The sequence below is a fragment of the Dictyobacter halimunensis genome (genome assembly GCF_036245075.1).
The window spans coordinates 1,531,877-1,546,790 of the sequence record NZ_BSRI01000001.1; the positions used below are offsets into that span (position 1 = coordinate 1,531,877).

14 protein-coding genes and 2 pseudogenes are annotated in these 14,914 nt (G+C 53.9%); 13 read left to right on the plus strand and 3 right to left on the minus strand.

From position 1 onward, the window contains the following. Positions 1 to 194: 194 nt before the first annotated feature. The 5 genes from istA (at position 195) to AABA21_RS06115 (ending at position 5,012) form a co-directional block, all read left to right on the plus strand. Positions 195 to 1,445 (plus strand): IS21 family transposase, encoded by a 1,251-nt coding sequence (gene istA / locus AABA21_RS06095; RefSeq protein WP_338246819.1) that lies wholly within the window; start codon positions 195 to 197, stop codon positions 1,443 to 1,445. Further along, positions 1,442 to 2,245 carry an IS21-like element helper ATPase IstB gene (istB, locus tag AABA21_RS06100; protein ID WP_338246817.1) on the plus strand — a complete coding sequence of 268 codons (804 nt, stop codon included), beginning with the start codon at positions 1,442 to 1,444 and terminating at the stop codon, positions 2,243 to 2,245. Before istA ends, istB begins: the two co-directional genes overlap by 4 nt. A gap of 226 nt (positions 2,246 to 2,471) precedes the next feature. Next, positions 2,472 to 2,642, plus strand: coding sequence for a hypothetical protein (locus AABA21_RS06105; RefSeq protein WP_338248096.1), 171 nt, complete (start codon positions 2,472 to 2,474; stop codon positions 2,640 to 2,642). Beyond that, the gene (locus tag AABA21_RS06110; RefSeq protein ID WP_338248097.1) at positions 2,635 to 3,966 is read left to right on the plus strand and encodes a TniQ family protein; all 1,332 of its coding nucleotides are present in this window, start codon (positions 2,635 to 2,637) and stop codon (positions 3,964 to 3,966) included. Before AABA21_RS06105 ends, AABA21_RS06110 begins: the two co-directional genes overlap by 8 nt. Before the next feature lie 326 nt (positions 3,967 to 4,292). Beyond that, positions 4,293 to 5,012 (plus strand): class I SAM-dependent methyltransferase, encoded by a 720-nt coding sequence (locus AABA21_RS06115; RefSeq protein WP_338248098.1) that lies wholly within the window; start codon positions 4,293 to 4,295, stop codon positions 5,010 to 5,012. A gap of 173 nt (positions 5,013 to 5,185) precedes the next feature. On the opposite strand, the gene AABA21_RS06120 is transcribed toward AABA21_RS06115, so the two are convergent. Continuing rightward, the gene (locus AABA21_RS06120; protein ID WP_338248099.1) at positions 5,186 to 6,151 is read right to left on the minus strand and encodes a gamma-glutamyl-gamma-aminobutyrate hydrolase family protein; all 966 of its coding nucleotides are present in this window, start codon (positions 6,149 to 6,151) and stop codon (positions 5,186 to 5,188) included. Positions 6,152 to 6,263: 112 nt separating this feature from the next. Here AABA21_RS06120 and AABA21_RS06125 point away from each other — a divergent pair, with 112 nt between their 5' ends. Then, positions 6,264 to 7,442 carry an RNA-guided endonuclease TnpB family protein gene (locus tag AABA21_RS06125; RefSeq protein ID WP_338248100.1) on the plus strand — a complete coding sequence of 393 codons (1,179 nt, stop codon included), beginning with the start codon at positions 6,264 to 6,266 and terminating at the stop codon, positions 7,440 to 7,442. Positions 7,443 to 7,505: 63 nt separating this feature from the next. Here the strand turns inward: AABA21_RS06125 and AABA21_RS06130 are convergent, their stop codons facing one another. Beyond that, positions 7,506 to 8,447 carry a WD40 repeat domain-containing protein gene (locus AABA21_RS06130; RefSeq protein ID WP_338248101.1) on the minus strand — a complete coding sequence of 314 codons (942 nt, stop codon included), beginning with the start codon at positions 8,445 to 8,447 and terminating at the stop codon, positions 7,506 to 7,508. A 939-nt stretch (positions 8,448 to 9,386) separates the two neighbouring features. On the opposite strand from AABA21_RS06130, the gene AABA21_RS06135 reads away from it, so the two are divergent. The 5 genes and pseudogenes from AABA21_RS06135 to AABA21_RS06155 all read left to right on the plus strand — a co-directional run. Further along, positions 9,387 to 10,094: a helix-turn-helix domain-containing protein gene (locus AABA21_RS06135; protein WP_338248102.1), complete on the plus strand. Its 708-nt coding sequence runs from the start codon at positions 9,387 to 9,389 to the stop codon at positions 10,092 to 10,094. 83 nt (positions 10,095 to 10,177) lie between these two features. Then, positions 10,178 to 10,975: an alpha/beta fold hydrolase gene (locus AABA21_RS06140; protein ID WP_338248103.1), complete on the plus strand. Its 798-nt coding sequence runs from the start codon at positions 10,178 to 10,180 to the stop codon at positions 10,973 to 10,975. After that, positions 10,975 to 12,444, plus strand: a complete 1,470-nt coding sequence (locus AABA21_RS06145) for an MFS transporter (protein WP_338248104.1) — start codon at positions 10,975 to 10,977, stop codon at positions 12,442 to 12,444. Before AABA21_RS06140 ends, AABA21_RS06145 begins: the two co-directional genes overlap by 1 nt. Before the next feature lie 309 nt (positions 12,445 to 12,753). Beyond that, positions 12,754 to 12,852 (plus strand): annotated as a pseudogene (locus AABA21_RS39300) (NUDIX domain-containing protein); the annotation flags it as partial. 66 nt (positions 12,853 to 12,918) lie between these two features. Then, positions 12,919 to 13,366: pseudogene (locus AABA21_RS06155) on the plus strand (RNA-guided endonuclease IscB); the annotation flags it as partial. Positions 13,367 to 13,392: 26 nt separating this feature from the next. Here AABA21_RS06155 and AABA21_RS06160 read toward each other — a convergent pair. Next, the gene (locus AABA21_RS06160) at positions 13,393 to 13,563 is read right to left on the minus strand and encodes a hypothetical protein (protein ID WP_338248105.1); all 171 of its coding nucleotides are present in this window, start codon (positions 13,561 to 13,563) and stop codon (positions 13,393 to 13,395) included. Between the two features lie 292 nt (positions 13,564 to 13,855). On the opposite strand from AABA21_RS06160, the gene AABA21_RS06165 reads away from it, so the two are divergent. Together AABA21_RS06165 and AABA21_RS06170 are read left to right on the plus strand one after the other, a co-directional pair. Continuing rightward, on the plus strand, positions 13,856 to 14,221 hold the full coding sequence (locus AABA21_RS06165) for a helix-turn-helix domain-containing protein (RefSeq protein WP_338248106.1): 366 nt from the start codon (positions 13,856 to 13,858) through the stop codon (positions 14,219 to 14,221). Between the two features lie 37 nt (positions 14,222 to 14,258). Next, positions 14,259 to 14,843: a tyrosine-type recombinase/integrase gene (locus AABA21_RS06170; RefSeq protein ID WP_338248107.1), complete on the plus strand. Its 585-nt coding sequence runs from the start codon at positions 14,259 to 14,261 to the stop codon at positions 14,841 to 14,843. Positions 14,844 to 14,914: the final 71 nt, after the last annotated feature.

A 14,914-nucleotide genomic window follows, 5' to 3' on the forward strand; every position in this document is an offset into this window, starting at 1 on the left:
AGGGTTCTGCGGGCAATGTCAGCGAAACATATCCTCCCTCAAAATGGGGTTCGCAATCCAGTTTGCGAGCCACAAGAATGAACTCCCCTTTGCCTTGTTAGCGCCGGGTGTATACTGAGCCGGTGAAAATTGACCGACCCCCAAGAAGGGCGGTATTCTGAGGAAAATCCAAAACACCCTCAGGAGATCCACCCATGCTTAGGAGTCAGACAGTGTTAACCATACATGATCTTTTTCATCAAGGCAAATCTGTGCAGGAAATTGCGCAGGAGTTGAAGATTTCACGCACCACCGTGCGCAAATATCTCAAGCATCCAGAAGCGGTATTGTCCTCATCGCGTCCACCGCGGCCTTCCAAGCTTGCTCCTTTTCACGAGCAGATCACGCGATGGGTCACTCAAGACCACTGCACCAATTGTGAGGTCATTTTTGTGCGATTACAGAAGATGGGTTACACCGGTGGCATCAGTATTCTCAAGGAGTTTGTCCATCCTCTTCGGCCAGCGGTGGCTGGGCATGCCCCCGTACAGCGTTACGAGACGAAGCCAGGTGACCAGGTGCAATTTGATTGGGGCGAGTTTGTGTACGAGGAGGCCGGCGTGCTGCGCAAGTACTACGGTTTTGTCGCGATTCTGGGCTACTCGCGCATGCGGTTCGTGACGTTCGTCAAACGGTGCGATACGCCCACACTCATTCGTTGCTTGATGGACGCCTTTGAATACTTTGGCGGGCTCACCCGCGTCGCTCTGACCGATCGCATGAAAAGTGTCCTGCTCGAGATGGTGGAGAACCAACCGAAATGGAATCCACGTTTTGCTGATTTCATGGTCTCGATCGGCGTGAGTCCACGAGTGTGCAAACCCTACACGCCCCAGACGAAAGGCAAGGTGGAACGCTCGGTGAGCCATGTGAAAACGAGCTTGTGGGCGGGGATCACCTTCACTGACCTCGATGATCTCAACCGTCAGGCACGTGCCTGGTGTGAACGCATCAATACACGGGTGCATCGGACGACGCATGTGCGCCCGGTCGAGCGTCTGGCCGAAGAACCGTTGTTGCCGTTGCCTGCCGATTTTGCCTGGGAGCGCTTCGCGACCGAGGAACGCAAAGTGAGTTGGGATGGCTATGTGTCCTACGATGGCGTCCTCTACGGCCTCCCAGGCCCGCTGCATCTGGCGGGCAACGTGGTCCTGGTCCGGGAGCGCAAAGGGGTGCTCACCATCTGGTCAGAGGGGAAACGGATCTTTGAGATTGAGAAGCGACCGCGATCTCAGGAGAGCGTGCCGCATCCAGATCAGTGGACGACTGTCCCCTCCGTTTCAGCGCAACGGCGCACGCCGGCGCCAGTCGGCCATCTGCAGCCAGCACCTGATGTGGCGAACCGTTCGCTGCAGGAATATGATCAGTATGCTCGCATTGAACCCGTGCAGGAGGTCTTGGCATGAAGCAGAGTATCTACCACCAGTTGCATCTGACCTCTCTGGAGGTAGCCTTGCCTCAGTTGTTGCAGGAGGCGAGCACGCAGCAGTGGACCTACGAAACGTTGCTGCAACGAGCGCTGACCACCGAATTGGAGGGACGGGAACAGAAAGCGATCGCGCGGCGCCTCAAGGCAGCTCGTCTTCCCAGCGCCAAGACGCTCGAGGGGTTTGATTTCTCATTTCAGCCCTCGCTCTCCGAACGCCGGCTACGGGAACTGGCTGATCTGTCGTTCGTGCGCACGTGCACCAATATCGTGTTGCTGGGTCCTCCGGGGACGGGTAAAACCCATTTGAGCGTGGCCCTGGCCAACCGGGCGCTGACAGCTGGCCATTCCGTCCTGTTCACCACACTCTCCGAGTTGGCGCATGCGCTCTCCACGGCGTCGCATCCTGGCCTGGTGCGCAGCCGGTTGCGCCACTACATCACGCCCAGTGTGTTGGTGATTGATGAGGTGGGCTACACCACCTTGTCGCAAGAGCAAGCACGCTACTTCTTTGAATTGGTGACGGCGCGCTATGAACACGGCTCGATCATTTTGACCTCCAACACCAGTTTCGCAAGTTGGGGAACGTTACTGGGTGACGATGTATTGGCTACGGCGCTGCTCGATCGGCTCCTGCATCACGCTGAGGTGATTGCCATCAATGGACGCAGTTACCGCATGAAAGAACGGCAGATGGATCGCGCAGGCGTTCCGGCGCCTGCGGAGGCGACGCTCAGTGCCACAGGCGCACGAGCTGCCGGCGTTGGAGCATCGGCATGAGGTTCGTCGGCGCTCTGATCATCCAGTCTGGCGCTGCGTGTGGCCGGCGTTTGGTCGCCGGCGTTTAGGAAATGTGTTTTCTCGGGGCGGCCAGTTCCAAATCGGCTCGCGACTACATCGGCATTGACAGCCTACCAGATCGACCACGATCCCGATGTTCTGGAACTGTATGACCAACCCGGAGAGAGATCACTGAATGCAGATCCCCAGGCCACGGAGCGGCTTGATGCAGCGACTGGGCCTCACTACCAGAACCCGACGAGCGAAAGAGAATCCCCCAGAAGACGAAGAGAGTGAGGAACCACCAAAAAAGAAGACCCCTGCGTCTCGTCGGCGGGTTGGCCAGCGCAAACCGACGCGCGATGAGGTCAAGGAGGAGGCGACGGGCGATGAATGAGGCGCAGCTTCTGGAACTTCCTCAATGGGATCTTGCGGCTGAACAACTGCCCAGGCGGAGTGTGCTCTATGCGCCCGCGCCTGCTGGCATGAGAACAGCCATGGGGGGGAGCTTGACCAGCTATCTTGCTTGTCTGGCTGCGGCGCATTGTGTCTACCCAGGTGTTTTGCTTCGGGAGATGGTCCTTCCCATGCTTGAAGAGGCTGAGGCACAGGGCAGTGAGCGAGAGTTGCATCCCCTGTGGAGGCGTGATGGGAGCCTGTCACATTTGGTCAATGTGACAGGCTCCCGTGCTCAGGCGGCTCTCCAAGTTCTGGAAACGCTGACCATGCGCACTGATCTGAGTGGTCTTTCTCTGGCTGCGCTCACGGAAGTACTTTCGCTCCGAGGGCTAACCAGGAATCGATTAGCTTGGTGTCCCCTATGCTACAAGGAGTGGCAGACAAACGCGCAGGTTCTGTACGATCCGCTTCTCTGGAAGTTTCGAGAAATCTCCCTCTGTGTTTGCCATGGAGTGCGTTTGCAGACAACTTGTCCGAATTGTGCCCGATCACAGCCACATCTGGCTTGGCGTTCTCGGCCAGGATACTGTACGTTTTGTGCCTGGCCACTATTTGGAGAGCAGATCGAAAGGCAGAAGCCGATCGATCCAGAAACGACTGCATTCATCTGGCAGCAATGGATCACAGAAACGCTGGGCACCCTAGTTGCACGGCTTCCCTCGATACAGGATTACCCAAGACGCGAACGCATCCGGTTGGCGGTCAACCATGCGGTAGAGGGGTTGGCTGACGGAAATATCGCAGCATTCGCTCGGATACTTGATCTTTCGCGAAATACCGTCGAGAACTGGTGTCAGGGCAAGCGCATCCCTGAATTGGATATGCTCTTACGGCTCTGTTATCGGCTCAATCTTCCCCTGAGTGAGGTGTTGTTGCAGGAAGCAGAAGTACTCCAGCCGTGTCTTCAAGATTCCATCTCCGAGACTTGCTTCCAGCCTCGGAGACGAACTGCCATCGACAAAGAGCAGATCGTCCATTTACTTGAGGAGGCCGCAGGCGGCGCAGAATATCCCCCACCCTCGCTGCAAGAGGTAAGCCAGCAGCTTGGTTATCAGCCGACAACGCTGTACAAGATCAATCGGGTAGCTTGTCATGCAATTGCGGAGCGCTTCACGGCATATCGCCGAGAACTACGAGACAGGCGCTTGCAAGGCTATCGTGAGGAGATCCGGCGGATTGCCTTGTACCTTCAGGCAGAGCAGGTGGCGCTGACGCAACGGCATATCGCCCGGTATCTTGCCGCAGCCAGCTATTTTACGTGACCCTGCTGTCCGAGTGTTCTTGCGCAATGTATGCAACGAGGTGCAACAGTGCGCCGATGACGTCGCTAGCAGAAGTCACCCAGGATTCCAGCCTGACTAGGATGATGCTTGACACCAGCGGAACTTGCCCGTCATTTGACAATGGCCGGGTTCTTCCACGAAGTCAATGAAGAACGCCCGTTCTTTTGCGCGTTCTGCGGCCAAAAGCTGTTGAGAAAGGCTCCTTGCTGTTCTTTTGTACAAGGGAATGCGTTGACATGATGGTTGTCGCTTTTGCGAACAAGCTCTGTCTATCTTGAAAAGAAAGTTTGAAAAGGAGAGAAGCCATGTTTACACCCAGAAATCCCTATGACGAGTTTGCCAATCAATACGCTCAGATGAGAACGGTCCAGGAAAAGATGGAGGGGAATGCCGATGATCATCTGTCTCGATTCCTCCACGTTATTGGAGAGGTCTCAGATCTCTCGGTGTTAGATGCAGGATGTGGGGAAGGCTATCTTTCCCGCGTCCTGGCACAGCGCGGTGCGCAGGTGACTGGTATCGATATTTCATCTCGATTGGTTGAGATGGCTCGCCTCAAAGATCCAAACCGAACCATCACCTATCAGGTGGCCGACCTCAGCCAGCCGTTGCCTGCCTATCAGGACCATTTCGATCTGATCGCCAGCTTTTTTGTGCTCAATGATGTCTCTGATTACCGAGGGTTTCTGGCCACGTTGGGTTCTGTGCTCAAGCGAGCTGGTCGCCTGGTACTTTTCATGAATAACCCGTATTCCATCATGATTCGAGGCTATATTACCGATTACTTTGCGGCTTCTGATCAGGCATTTCCTTCGCGAGGCTTGGCTGAGCAGGGGGTAAAGGTCCATTTTTATCATCGAACCCTGCAAGACTATCTGGACGCCAGTTTTACCGCAGGATTGCAGTTACAACAATTGGTTGATGTGCCGACTCCTGAAGGCAACTTCACGCGACGCGAGGATACCCTCATCCCAGAGGGCTATCACTTCCCGTTTTTCACCATTCTCAGTTTCATCAAAGCTTGATGACCACTCCTGGTTTGGCAGAAATCAGATGAGGAATTTTCCAAAAACGGCATATCTTGGCCGCGAGTCACATGTTGTTCCTTCATGGAAAGCAATCTGGCCTACTTGTATGGTGTGCCTGTTCTTCTATGTGGGCACGCCATATAAGTAGGCCAGTGACAGGAAGCTTCGCATCATGTGCGTTGGTGGCTATTGGAGAGAAGGGGCAGGTTCTGTGCCACGAGAATAGAAATTTTGGAACAAAGCTCATCGCGCATCGATCTCCACCCCTCCTGTTGGCGCCGCGTGTCGTTAAAAGAACGACAGGCTTGCAGAAAAGCCGCAAACACAACCGTTACATACTCCTGATCGAGCCCCCAGTCACATCGTCCAAGCATGCCCAGGCCAAAGACTCCATCGCTGCGCTCAAAGGCAGCCATCGATCCATCTTCAGTCTGCGCACAGGAGCCGAGCCCACAAGCCAATCGCTCCACTCCTCGTTGTGGCATAAACACCATCTCCCAGGGCTGCTCGCCATCCTGCCGACGAACGGCTGGTTGCAGTGCAGACGCCAGAGCGCTCTGTGCACGGACACGGATCGTGTGACGGGCCCAATCCTCTGGCGGTAGTGTAGTAATCTGATCGCTCTCTCCAGGAGGTTCTCTTCGCGTTCCACCCAACGCACAATTCCATTTTTCCGCACCGTCGGCGATCGCGAGCACCGGCATGCCCATGTAAGTCGCCAGTTGTGCCAATGCAATCTCCCACGCAATGGGCCGGTTCTCCGGGCCAGGCTTCTGTTCACCAGCTTTCCAGACAGCATACCAGTCGGTCCCCTGTATACCCGCCGGAAGCAACAAGCCATCTATGGACTGTATCAACGACCAGAGCGATTGGTAGATATGCGTATGCGTTGGAAATGGCCACAATGGAATAAGCAACACTCGTGCGCGGATACGTTCGATCGCCCAAGCCCCAACCGCATCCGCCATGAGCACAGGTCCCTGACTCCCCTGCTTGACGAGAATCGGGATACCGATAATGGGTTGATACGCTGATACTCCTTCCGCACTCCACACATCACGCGATTTTTCCTGTGATTCATCATGCGTCTCTGCCATCTCCTGTCCAAAGATAGTCGATTGGGAATTTGTCGTCATCTAAAAATTCGGCTTTGCGGATACCCCTGTGCTTCACACATGAGGAGGAAACAAAGCCGCTCCTTTCCTTGTTTTGTTGACTTTTCACACTGCATCTGCAAAAATGTGAAGCATGAGTACACAGAAACGCGCCTATAAATTTAGGGTGTATCCTACGGACGAGCAAAAACAGATGCTTGCTCGAACGTTTGGCTGTGTACGCGTGGTGTACAATTGGGGGTTGCGACAAAAGACCGACGCTTATTGCAAAGAGCAACGCCGCCTCTCCTACAAAGACCTTTCCTCGATGCTCACCGACCTCAAAAAGCAGGATGACTATGCATGGCTCAATGAGGTTTCGTGTGTCCCTACGCAACAGAGCTTGCGCCACCTCAATAAAGCCTTCCTTAACTTCTTTGAAGGACGAGGGAAGTATCCCGTCTTCAAGAAAAAGCGCCATGACCAATCGGCTGAGTACACCAGATCGGCTTTTATGTGGCGCAACGGGCATATCACCCTTGCCAAGATGAGCGAACCATTGAACATTCGCTGGTCGCGTCCCTTGCCCGAAGGAACCGTTCCTTCTAGCGTCACCGTCAGGAAAGACTGCGCCAACCGCTATTTCATCAGCATCCTGCTGGAAGAAGACATTGCCCATCTGGACCCCATCGAGAAAACGGTGGGTGCCGATTTGGGGCTCACATCGTTTGTGATCCTCTCGGATGGTGAGGTGATCGGCAATCCCAAGTTCTTCCACAAAGATGAAAAGAAACTGGCAAAGGCCCAGAGACGACATTCCAAGAAGAAAAAAGGGTCCAAGAATCGTGACAAGGCTCGTCTCAAGGTGGCTCGTATCCATGCCCGTGTGGCTGATCGCCGCCGTGATTTTTCCCACAAGCTTTCGACTCGCCTGATCCGTGAAAACCAAACGATCTGTGTTGAGAGCTTGCAGGTGAAGAACATGGTCAAAAATCGGAAGCTCAGTAAAGCGATCAGTGATGTCGGATGGAGTCAGTTTGTGTCTCAACTGGAATACAAAGCGCAGTGGTATGGCAGGAACCTTGTCAAAATCGACACGTGGTATCCTTCCTCCAAACGCTGCTTTGACTGTGGACATATTCTCGACTCCTTACCGCTTGATGTGCGAATGTGGACCTGCCCGGAATGCGGCGTGGTCCATGACCGTGATCTCAATGCTGCTCAGAACATCAGGTCCGTGGGGCTCACGGACCTTAACGCCTGTGGAGAGGCCGTAAGACCCGATGCGGTGAAAACCAAATCGGGCAAGCCTCAACGAAGCAGGAAACCCTAGAGGTGACTCTAGGAATCCCTCGGCAAAAGCCGTGGGAAGGATGTCAACATCATACCCTTTCTCTCAGATCTGAATGTGCCAGAGCATCACGTGCTGCCCAAATGCACCACCAAGAAGATTCCCTGAAGATGACCAGGCGAAGGCAGTAAGTGGCTCCTGTTGCTGTTGAACCAGTAGCGGCTTCATCGTCTGCATAGACCAGATAATGAGCTGCTTATCGTCCCCACCCGATGCCAGCCATCTTCCATCTGGCGAAAATGCCAGGGCTCGCACAGGGTGTGTATGTTTCCGCAGATGCATTGCACTATCAAGGCACTGGACGCCAAAGGCATCGGGCACCTGGCGCTGGCAGGTTCGTCCATCCCCCCAGAGAGAAATCACACCATCATCTCCGCTCACAGCAAGTATCCCTTGTGACGAGAAGGCTGCCGCGCGTAATGGACGCGCGTTCTGGAAATAATAGCCATGAATCTCCTGTCCGCTCAGCGCACTCCACACCCGCGTCACGCCACCATTAGAGGCGGTCGCCACCGTGGTTGAAAGGGTCGCCAACGTTTCAATAGAGGAAGTATGTCCACGAAAGATCGACAATGGTTGGTGCGATTGCCCATCCCAGACAATGGTCACTTTATCTGTACCAGCAGAGATGGCTCGCGGTACCGTTTCCTGGGTCCATCCAAGGGAGGTAATAGATGCCGTGTGGTGAACACCATCTTCAGCAAGGAGCTTCCCTGTGTGCGCATCGAAAAAGAACACGACATTGGCCACTGCGGCCAACAGTTGCGCGCCATCAGGCGACCAGGCAAGAGAACGCACATGCGCAGAAAACTGATGCTGGTAGAGCACTACCCCATCCACATTCCACACAAACAGCTTGCTATCATTGCCTCCTGATGCCAGCAGACGCCCATCAGGTGACCAGGTCAGCGTTCTCACCGTTTGGTGATGCTGGTCAAACACCGTACGCAGGGTGATGGGAGCAGATACCTTTGCTGGTGTTTGCACAGATACCTTTGCTGGTGTTTTCAGAGGAGGGCGGCGGCTCAAGAGATGTTGGGCAAAGGAAGTCGTCATACCAGACCCGAGCCCCAAAAACTGAAGGAGGCGAGCACGCTGATGAGCGATCGTCTGGAAATGCGCACTGCAGCAATCGGCACTGGAGTGGGACGCCTCCCCCCGCTCCTTTTCACCTCCAGTTGTCGTTTCTCCGGTTTCACTGGTTCAAGAATAAAAGAACTTCCAGAGGGGATAGTGATATCTGCGAATCGACCCCTGGTAGGCAATGTCCGCCCACCAGATGCCAAACGCAGACGATAGGTGAGAGGGGAACCATAGGAATCAACCAGGGGATACCCCAGTCGAGCAGCCAGGGTCGAAACCCACGGACCAATGGCTGCTTGATCATCTACCCACACCTGGATGCTTTTTGAAGCTGATGTTCCCTGAAGTGCAGGCCGTACAATAATAAGCTGACGCAGTGCCATTCCTATTTTTTATTCCTCCTGATATCTGCCAATGCGTGCATCAAAAAGGGCAATCAACACGAACAAGTATAAGAAAAACGAGAGGCAACACAGAGGCAGGGCAGGGGCAGGTAGGTGTAGCCACGCGTACTACAAGTGGCACTTCTTCGTAAATTGGACCAAACTCCCCCGACATTTGGATTCATTTCACCTTCTAAAAAATGAAACATTGATTTTGACATGTTTTTTGAGAGTAGCCAAGTCTCTGCACCATGCTCGCGGATGCCATGGGCATTGACAACACGAGAGAAACTGAACGTTACATGTCAAAAAGGGACGATTGTGAAATGGGGTTGCTCTCTGAGAGAGCCATTTGGAATCCTCGGCTCCTTCTATAACCGACCTGGCAAGCCAGAAAAAGAAGAGTATAAATAACCAGCGAATGTGCAGGAGATAGGTAAGCACAACAGGAGTGCATGGTATGACTAATAGTGACCCACCAGAGAGTACAGGCGAAGCGCTAGAACGTAAGGCACGATCTTCTGATTCCCCTTTCGTGGAACAGATTGGGCATCTCTACGTTGAGAGAGAATCTGCGTCTCTTTGTTCCGCAGACGGTCATTGGAATTTGCTTCTGGTGAGATATCGTGGCGAGACAAGCGCCTCGGTCTGGGGTCCCACAACGAGAGGTGCGGCCATGCCGTACCGCGTGGGCGCTGAGATTCTTTTCATCACGTTTACGCTCGGTACCTTTCTCCCACACATGCCAGTGGGTCCCCTGTTGGACACGGGGAAATTTCTTCCGCGAACATCTACCACCTCCTTCTGGTTGGGCGATTCCTCCTGGCCATGTCCTGACTATAGAGACGTCGAGACTTTCGTCAACAAACTGGTACGCGCGGGTCTGCTTGTACATGAGCCACTGGTAGACGCAGCACTCCAGCGCCAGCCGCAAGCGCTATCCCAACGTTCTCTCCAGCGCCGCTTCTTGCGGGCTACTGGCTTATCACTGCGCGATCTGCAATCCATTGAACGTGCACACCATGCGGTACGCTTGCTCCAACAAGGTGTCTCTGTTCTCGATACGGTGGAGGAGGCCGGCTATTTCGATCAGCCCCATCTGACCCGCATGCTCAAGCGCTTCACTGGACAGACTCCGGCTCAAATTGCCCGCGTGGGAAAGCCGTGAGCATCAGTCGTCTCAGTACAAGACAAGGTTCTTTGATTGCAGTACGATAGCAATGTCCAATCAACCGTTTATAAAGGAGTTATATGAAAAAGCTTTTTTCACAAGACGGAACAGCTATCGCATTTGATCAGGTAGGGAAAGGGCTAGCCATCATTCTGGTGCTAGGCGCATTCAACGATCACGCCAGTGGAGTCCCACTGGCTGAGCGTCTCTCGGAACACTTCACCGTTTTCAACTATGACCGCCGGGCGCGCGGCGCAAGTGGAGATGCCTCGACCTATGCCATCGAGCGGGAGATTGAAGATATTGCAGCCCTCATCCACGAGGCTGGGGGATCGGCCTCAGTGTTTGGCTATTCCTCTGGCGCTCTCCTGGCACTGATGGCAGCAGAGAGCGGTCTGCCCATCACGAAACTGGTTCTCTACGAGCCACCATTTTTGGTAAAGCAGGGGCTGGCCGGGCGCGCACGTGAAGTCGTGCCACAACTTATTGACCTTCTCTCAACAGGAAACCGTGGGGCAGCGGTTGAACTCTACCAGACAGCATTGGTAGGTATTCCGGCTGAAATCGTTGCTCAGTTGCGAGACGCCCCCTTCAGGCCAGCACTTGAAGCCATAACGCAATCGCTCGTCTACGACGCGACGATCATAGGGAAAATGGATCTTTTAGCCCAACGCCTCGATTCCATTTCCATTCCGACGCTCCTGGTCAGTGGTGAAGCCAGCCCAACCATGCTCAGCGACGCAGCTCAGGCTATTACAGATGCTCTCCCTCACGCGCAACACCGCAGCTTGCCGGGGCAAACACACGACATCAATGCGTCGATCCTTGCTCCTGTAATGGAAACGTTCTTGATAGATATATTGCAAGAGAGAACATAATGAAAACATCTCCAGTCACAGAGCAACAGAACTGTGAACAACGAGAGCAAGGGAGCACGTCTCACTCCCTGACACTTGCCGTCGTCAGCCTGGCCATCTTTCTGGATGCCCTTGACGTGTCCATCGTCACCATTGCCTTGCCCAACATCCAACAGGATCTCCAATTGACGACGACGGAATTACAATGGGTTCCAGGCATCTATGTTCTTACCTACGCTGGCTTTCAGTTGCTGGGGGGGGGCGCTGCTGATCTGCTTGGTCGCCGTCTCATCTTTTTGCTAGGGGCCACGCTCTTTGGCGTGGCCTCCTTGATGGCGGGACTGGCGCCCAGCGGCTGGCTTTTAATTCTGGCCCGCGGAGGGCAGGGGATAGGCGCGGCCTTGACCTTTCCTGCGGCAGTCTCCATTCTCACGACAACCTTTGCCGAAGGACCGAAGCGCAACAAAGCTCTGGGCGTCTTTAGTGCAATGGGGGCTGCGGGTTTCACTGGTGGGGTCATCCTCGGTGGAGTGGTAACCACTTCTCTCAGTTGGCACTGGATCTTCTTCCTGAATATCCCCTTCATGCTGCTCATCCTCTTGTTTTCTCGTCTTGTTGTGCTAGAGGATCGACCGCCTACCCGAGAGCGAAGATATGATCTTGCAGGTGCTGTCACTGTGACTGCCGGGCTACTCCTGCTCGTCTACGCGCTCACTCAGGCGCAGGAAGAAGGGGCGAACATGGTGAAGACGGGTGGGCTCGTTGCACTAACGATTTTGATCCTTTTGTGTTTCCTGCTGATCGAACGATGGTCAAAGGCTCCACTGATGCCGCTCAGTATCTTGCGCTCACGAACCCTTTTCGTGGCAAGTGTTGCCTCACTCGCCTTGCAGGGTTCAGTGTTCGGCTTCCTCTTCATCTACACCCTTTCTTTGCAAGAGGTGCACCACTTCTCTCCGGTGAACACAAGCCTGACGTTGGTGCCAGCAAGCATCGCTTCCGCCTTGATCGGCTTGTTTGTCGCGCCCTGGTCCATACATCGGTTGGGGATCAGATTCACCGGCGTTCTGGGCCTGCTGTGCCTCTCGTGTGGCATTATGCTCTTTTGGAGAACGGGTGAAGCAGGCAACTATACAGGAGCGATCTTGCCTTCGGTTGTGCTGGCTCTGGCTGGCGCTGGCTTGGCTGGCCCGACGCTCTCCGTTTCTGCTATCAGCGGGATCGCACCAAAGGAGCAGGGCCTGGCCGCTGGCCTCCAGGGGACGTTTTTGCAGGCTGGTGGAGGACTGGGTCTCGCCATTACGACAGTCGTGATAGCAGCCTCCCTTGCCTTTGAACATGGGATAGCACACACGTCTATCCCGGAGATCACAGCCCAATCCAATAGTTACCACACAGGTCTCCTGGTTGCCGCAGGAGGGGCAATCCTCGGAGCGCTCATTGCTCTTGTTGGCCTCAAGATAGGGCCAACAGTGCCGTCCAATGATTAATGACCACGTCTCGTCTCAGAAGAGAGTAGAACCTTTTTCTATTTATGCAAAGCTGGACCCAACCGAGCTTGCGCTTGATGATATGCTGGTGGGGCCACAGGTGCCGCTTGGTTGATGATCGTAGGTATCATAAGCTGATCTGCTGGAGGCGAGAGCAAGCCATGTTTCGGATGGGCTTATCCTACTCGGTCAAGTGAGGAAGCACCCCCATCGAAAAGAGAGACAGAAAGAACATACAAAATGGAGCAAAAGATTCGAGATCACCATATTGCCGTGGTGCTTGTAATAGATCAGCAGGGCCAGCTATTGATGCAGCACCGCGATGGCGCTGCATATGCGTGGCCGTACAAATGGGGCTTGCCGGGAGGCGGCATTGAGCCGGGCGAAACCCCGGAAGAAGCGGCCCGCAGAGAGTTGGAAGAGGAGACAGGTCTCAAGGTACATGGCAACCTCAAGCTGTTCTGGGAGAGCACCCTTCCTGCGGGTCCACTGCCAGGAGTGTCCGGTTCAGGTGGGCTGACCAAGTTCAATCGATTTCAACGCAAGATGGCCAAGTCTCATTGGGGTGACGCGGCTTGCGTTGGAAGGAGTACCCCGCAGGTGTTGAAGATGGACCAGATCCACCCATTGCGCATTCGGGCAACGGGACATGGGCGACGACAAATGTGCGTCACCGATAAATATGGGTTTCCCAAGCAGCACAAAGGCCGGAAAGGGACCTATCTGGGGTACCGGACCGGTGATATGGTCAAGGCGGTCACGCCGAAAGGAACCTTTCAGGGACGCATCGCGATACGCTATCGTCCCTCATTCCACCTGGGCAAGATCGATATTCATCCGAAATACATGCGCCGTCTGCATCGGGTAGATGATTATGAGTATCACGACGGAAGGAGTGCGTGATGCTCCTCCCCATGGGTGAACCGAGGGGTACCCGCATCACGCGAATTATACGATGGAGTGGAAGAGCCGTCCGCCGCGTTTGAGGATGTGGTAGAGTTCGCGGTAAAAGACGCTTGCATAGAGGTCGCCAGCCAGGCGAAAGGTCGGGGGATCCTGGATACAGCCAAAGCTCTCATCTTCAAAGGTTGGCACAACTTCGTAGGCATCGCCTATCAACTGGGTGATCTTTAAGTTGTTCTGGCTCTTTTCCCTCCCACACGACTCCGCATCATTTCTTGCAATACCTGTATCTTTTCTACAACAGCATCATAGACCCAATGCGTATGTCTGCTACGGTATAGCTATGGCTTCAGCTACTCCTCCGCTTTCACCCCAATTACCCCGATGCTCTTCAACCATTCCAGCCTCAGAAAACATAGACTAGACAATATGTAGAGCGAGTACATCACTCCTCCTATCAAATTCTGACGAAGACAGTTTATACCAGCAATGAAAGGAAAATACTGCGATGCCTTTTTGGCATAAAGAGAGATCTTCTCTCTTCCAAAAGAAGATATACATCTTCCTAATCCAGCGATCATTCACCTTGAAAGGCAATGCTAACGAAAGGGGCTCCACCATGCCACGTACGAGATCACACGCAAGAGATACACAGTCACATTTGGAGAAAACAACACCTCTTGAACCGTTACCGCCTCCGCCAGAGGCATTGATGGATACAACCGAGTTACTCCACTTTCTCAAGCTTGGCAAAACAAAAATTTCAGAGCTGATCAATCAAGAGGGACTGCCAGTCCATAAATTTGGCCATGCGTATCGATTTGATCGCAATGAAGTCTGGCAATGGCTTCAAAATCGTCGGCAAATGCGGTAAAGTAGGGGTATCCAGTCTTGCCTCTCAGAAGAAAGAAGTGCATGCAATAGTAAAAAGAACAACCAATTCTGAGCTTCCGACAAGCAAAGCGAGGCAGAAAAATGATTATGGGGACGGTACCATCTACGAGCGCCGAGATGGGCGCTTCGTCGCCATCCTGCGATCATCCACCGGAAAGCGTATCGAGCGTTACGCCAAAACGCGAAAAGAAGCAAAGGAGAAATTGAAACAGCTTATTCGTGAAAGTGAGCAGGGCACGCTGATTACCGAGCGCAATCAAAAGCTCGGGGACTATCTCGATTACTGGTTGAAGATGCGCCGCGATTCCCTCGCGATCAAAACAACAACCTATGTTTCGTACAGCAGCTACATGCATCGCAATGTCATCCCGGTGCTTGGAAACATTTCTTTGCAGCAGTTAACTGGCACACACATACAAAAGCTGTATACGCTGCTACGCAGCAATGGGACTTCACCGAATACGATCCATCTTATCCATACCATCTTGAGTGCGGCCCTCCGTGACGCGGTCAAGTGGCATCGTATAGCGCTCAATCCCTGCAAGCACCTGACGGCACCACGGACCAAGAGAACTGAGATGAAGTACATTACCCGTCAATGACCCCCTCCTGAAGGAGGAGGCTTGCAAAAGCCTTCATTGACTAGTCTTGGCACGTGAGAACGTGCTCCGTT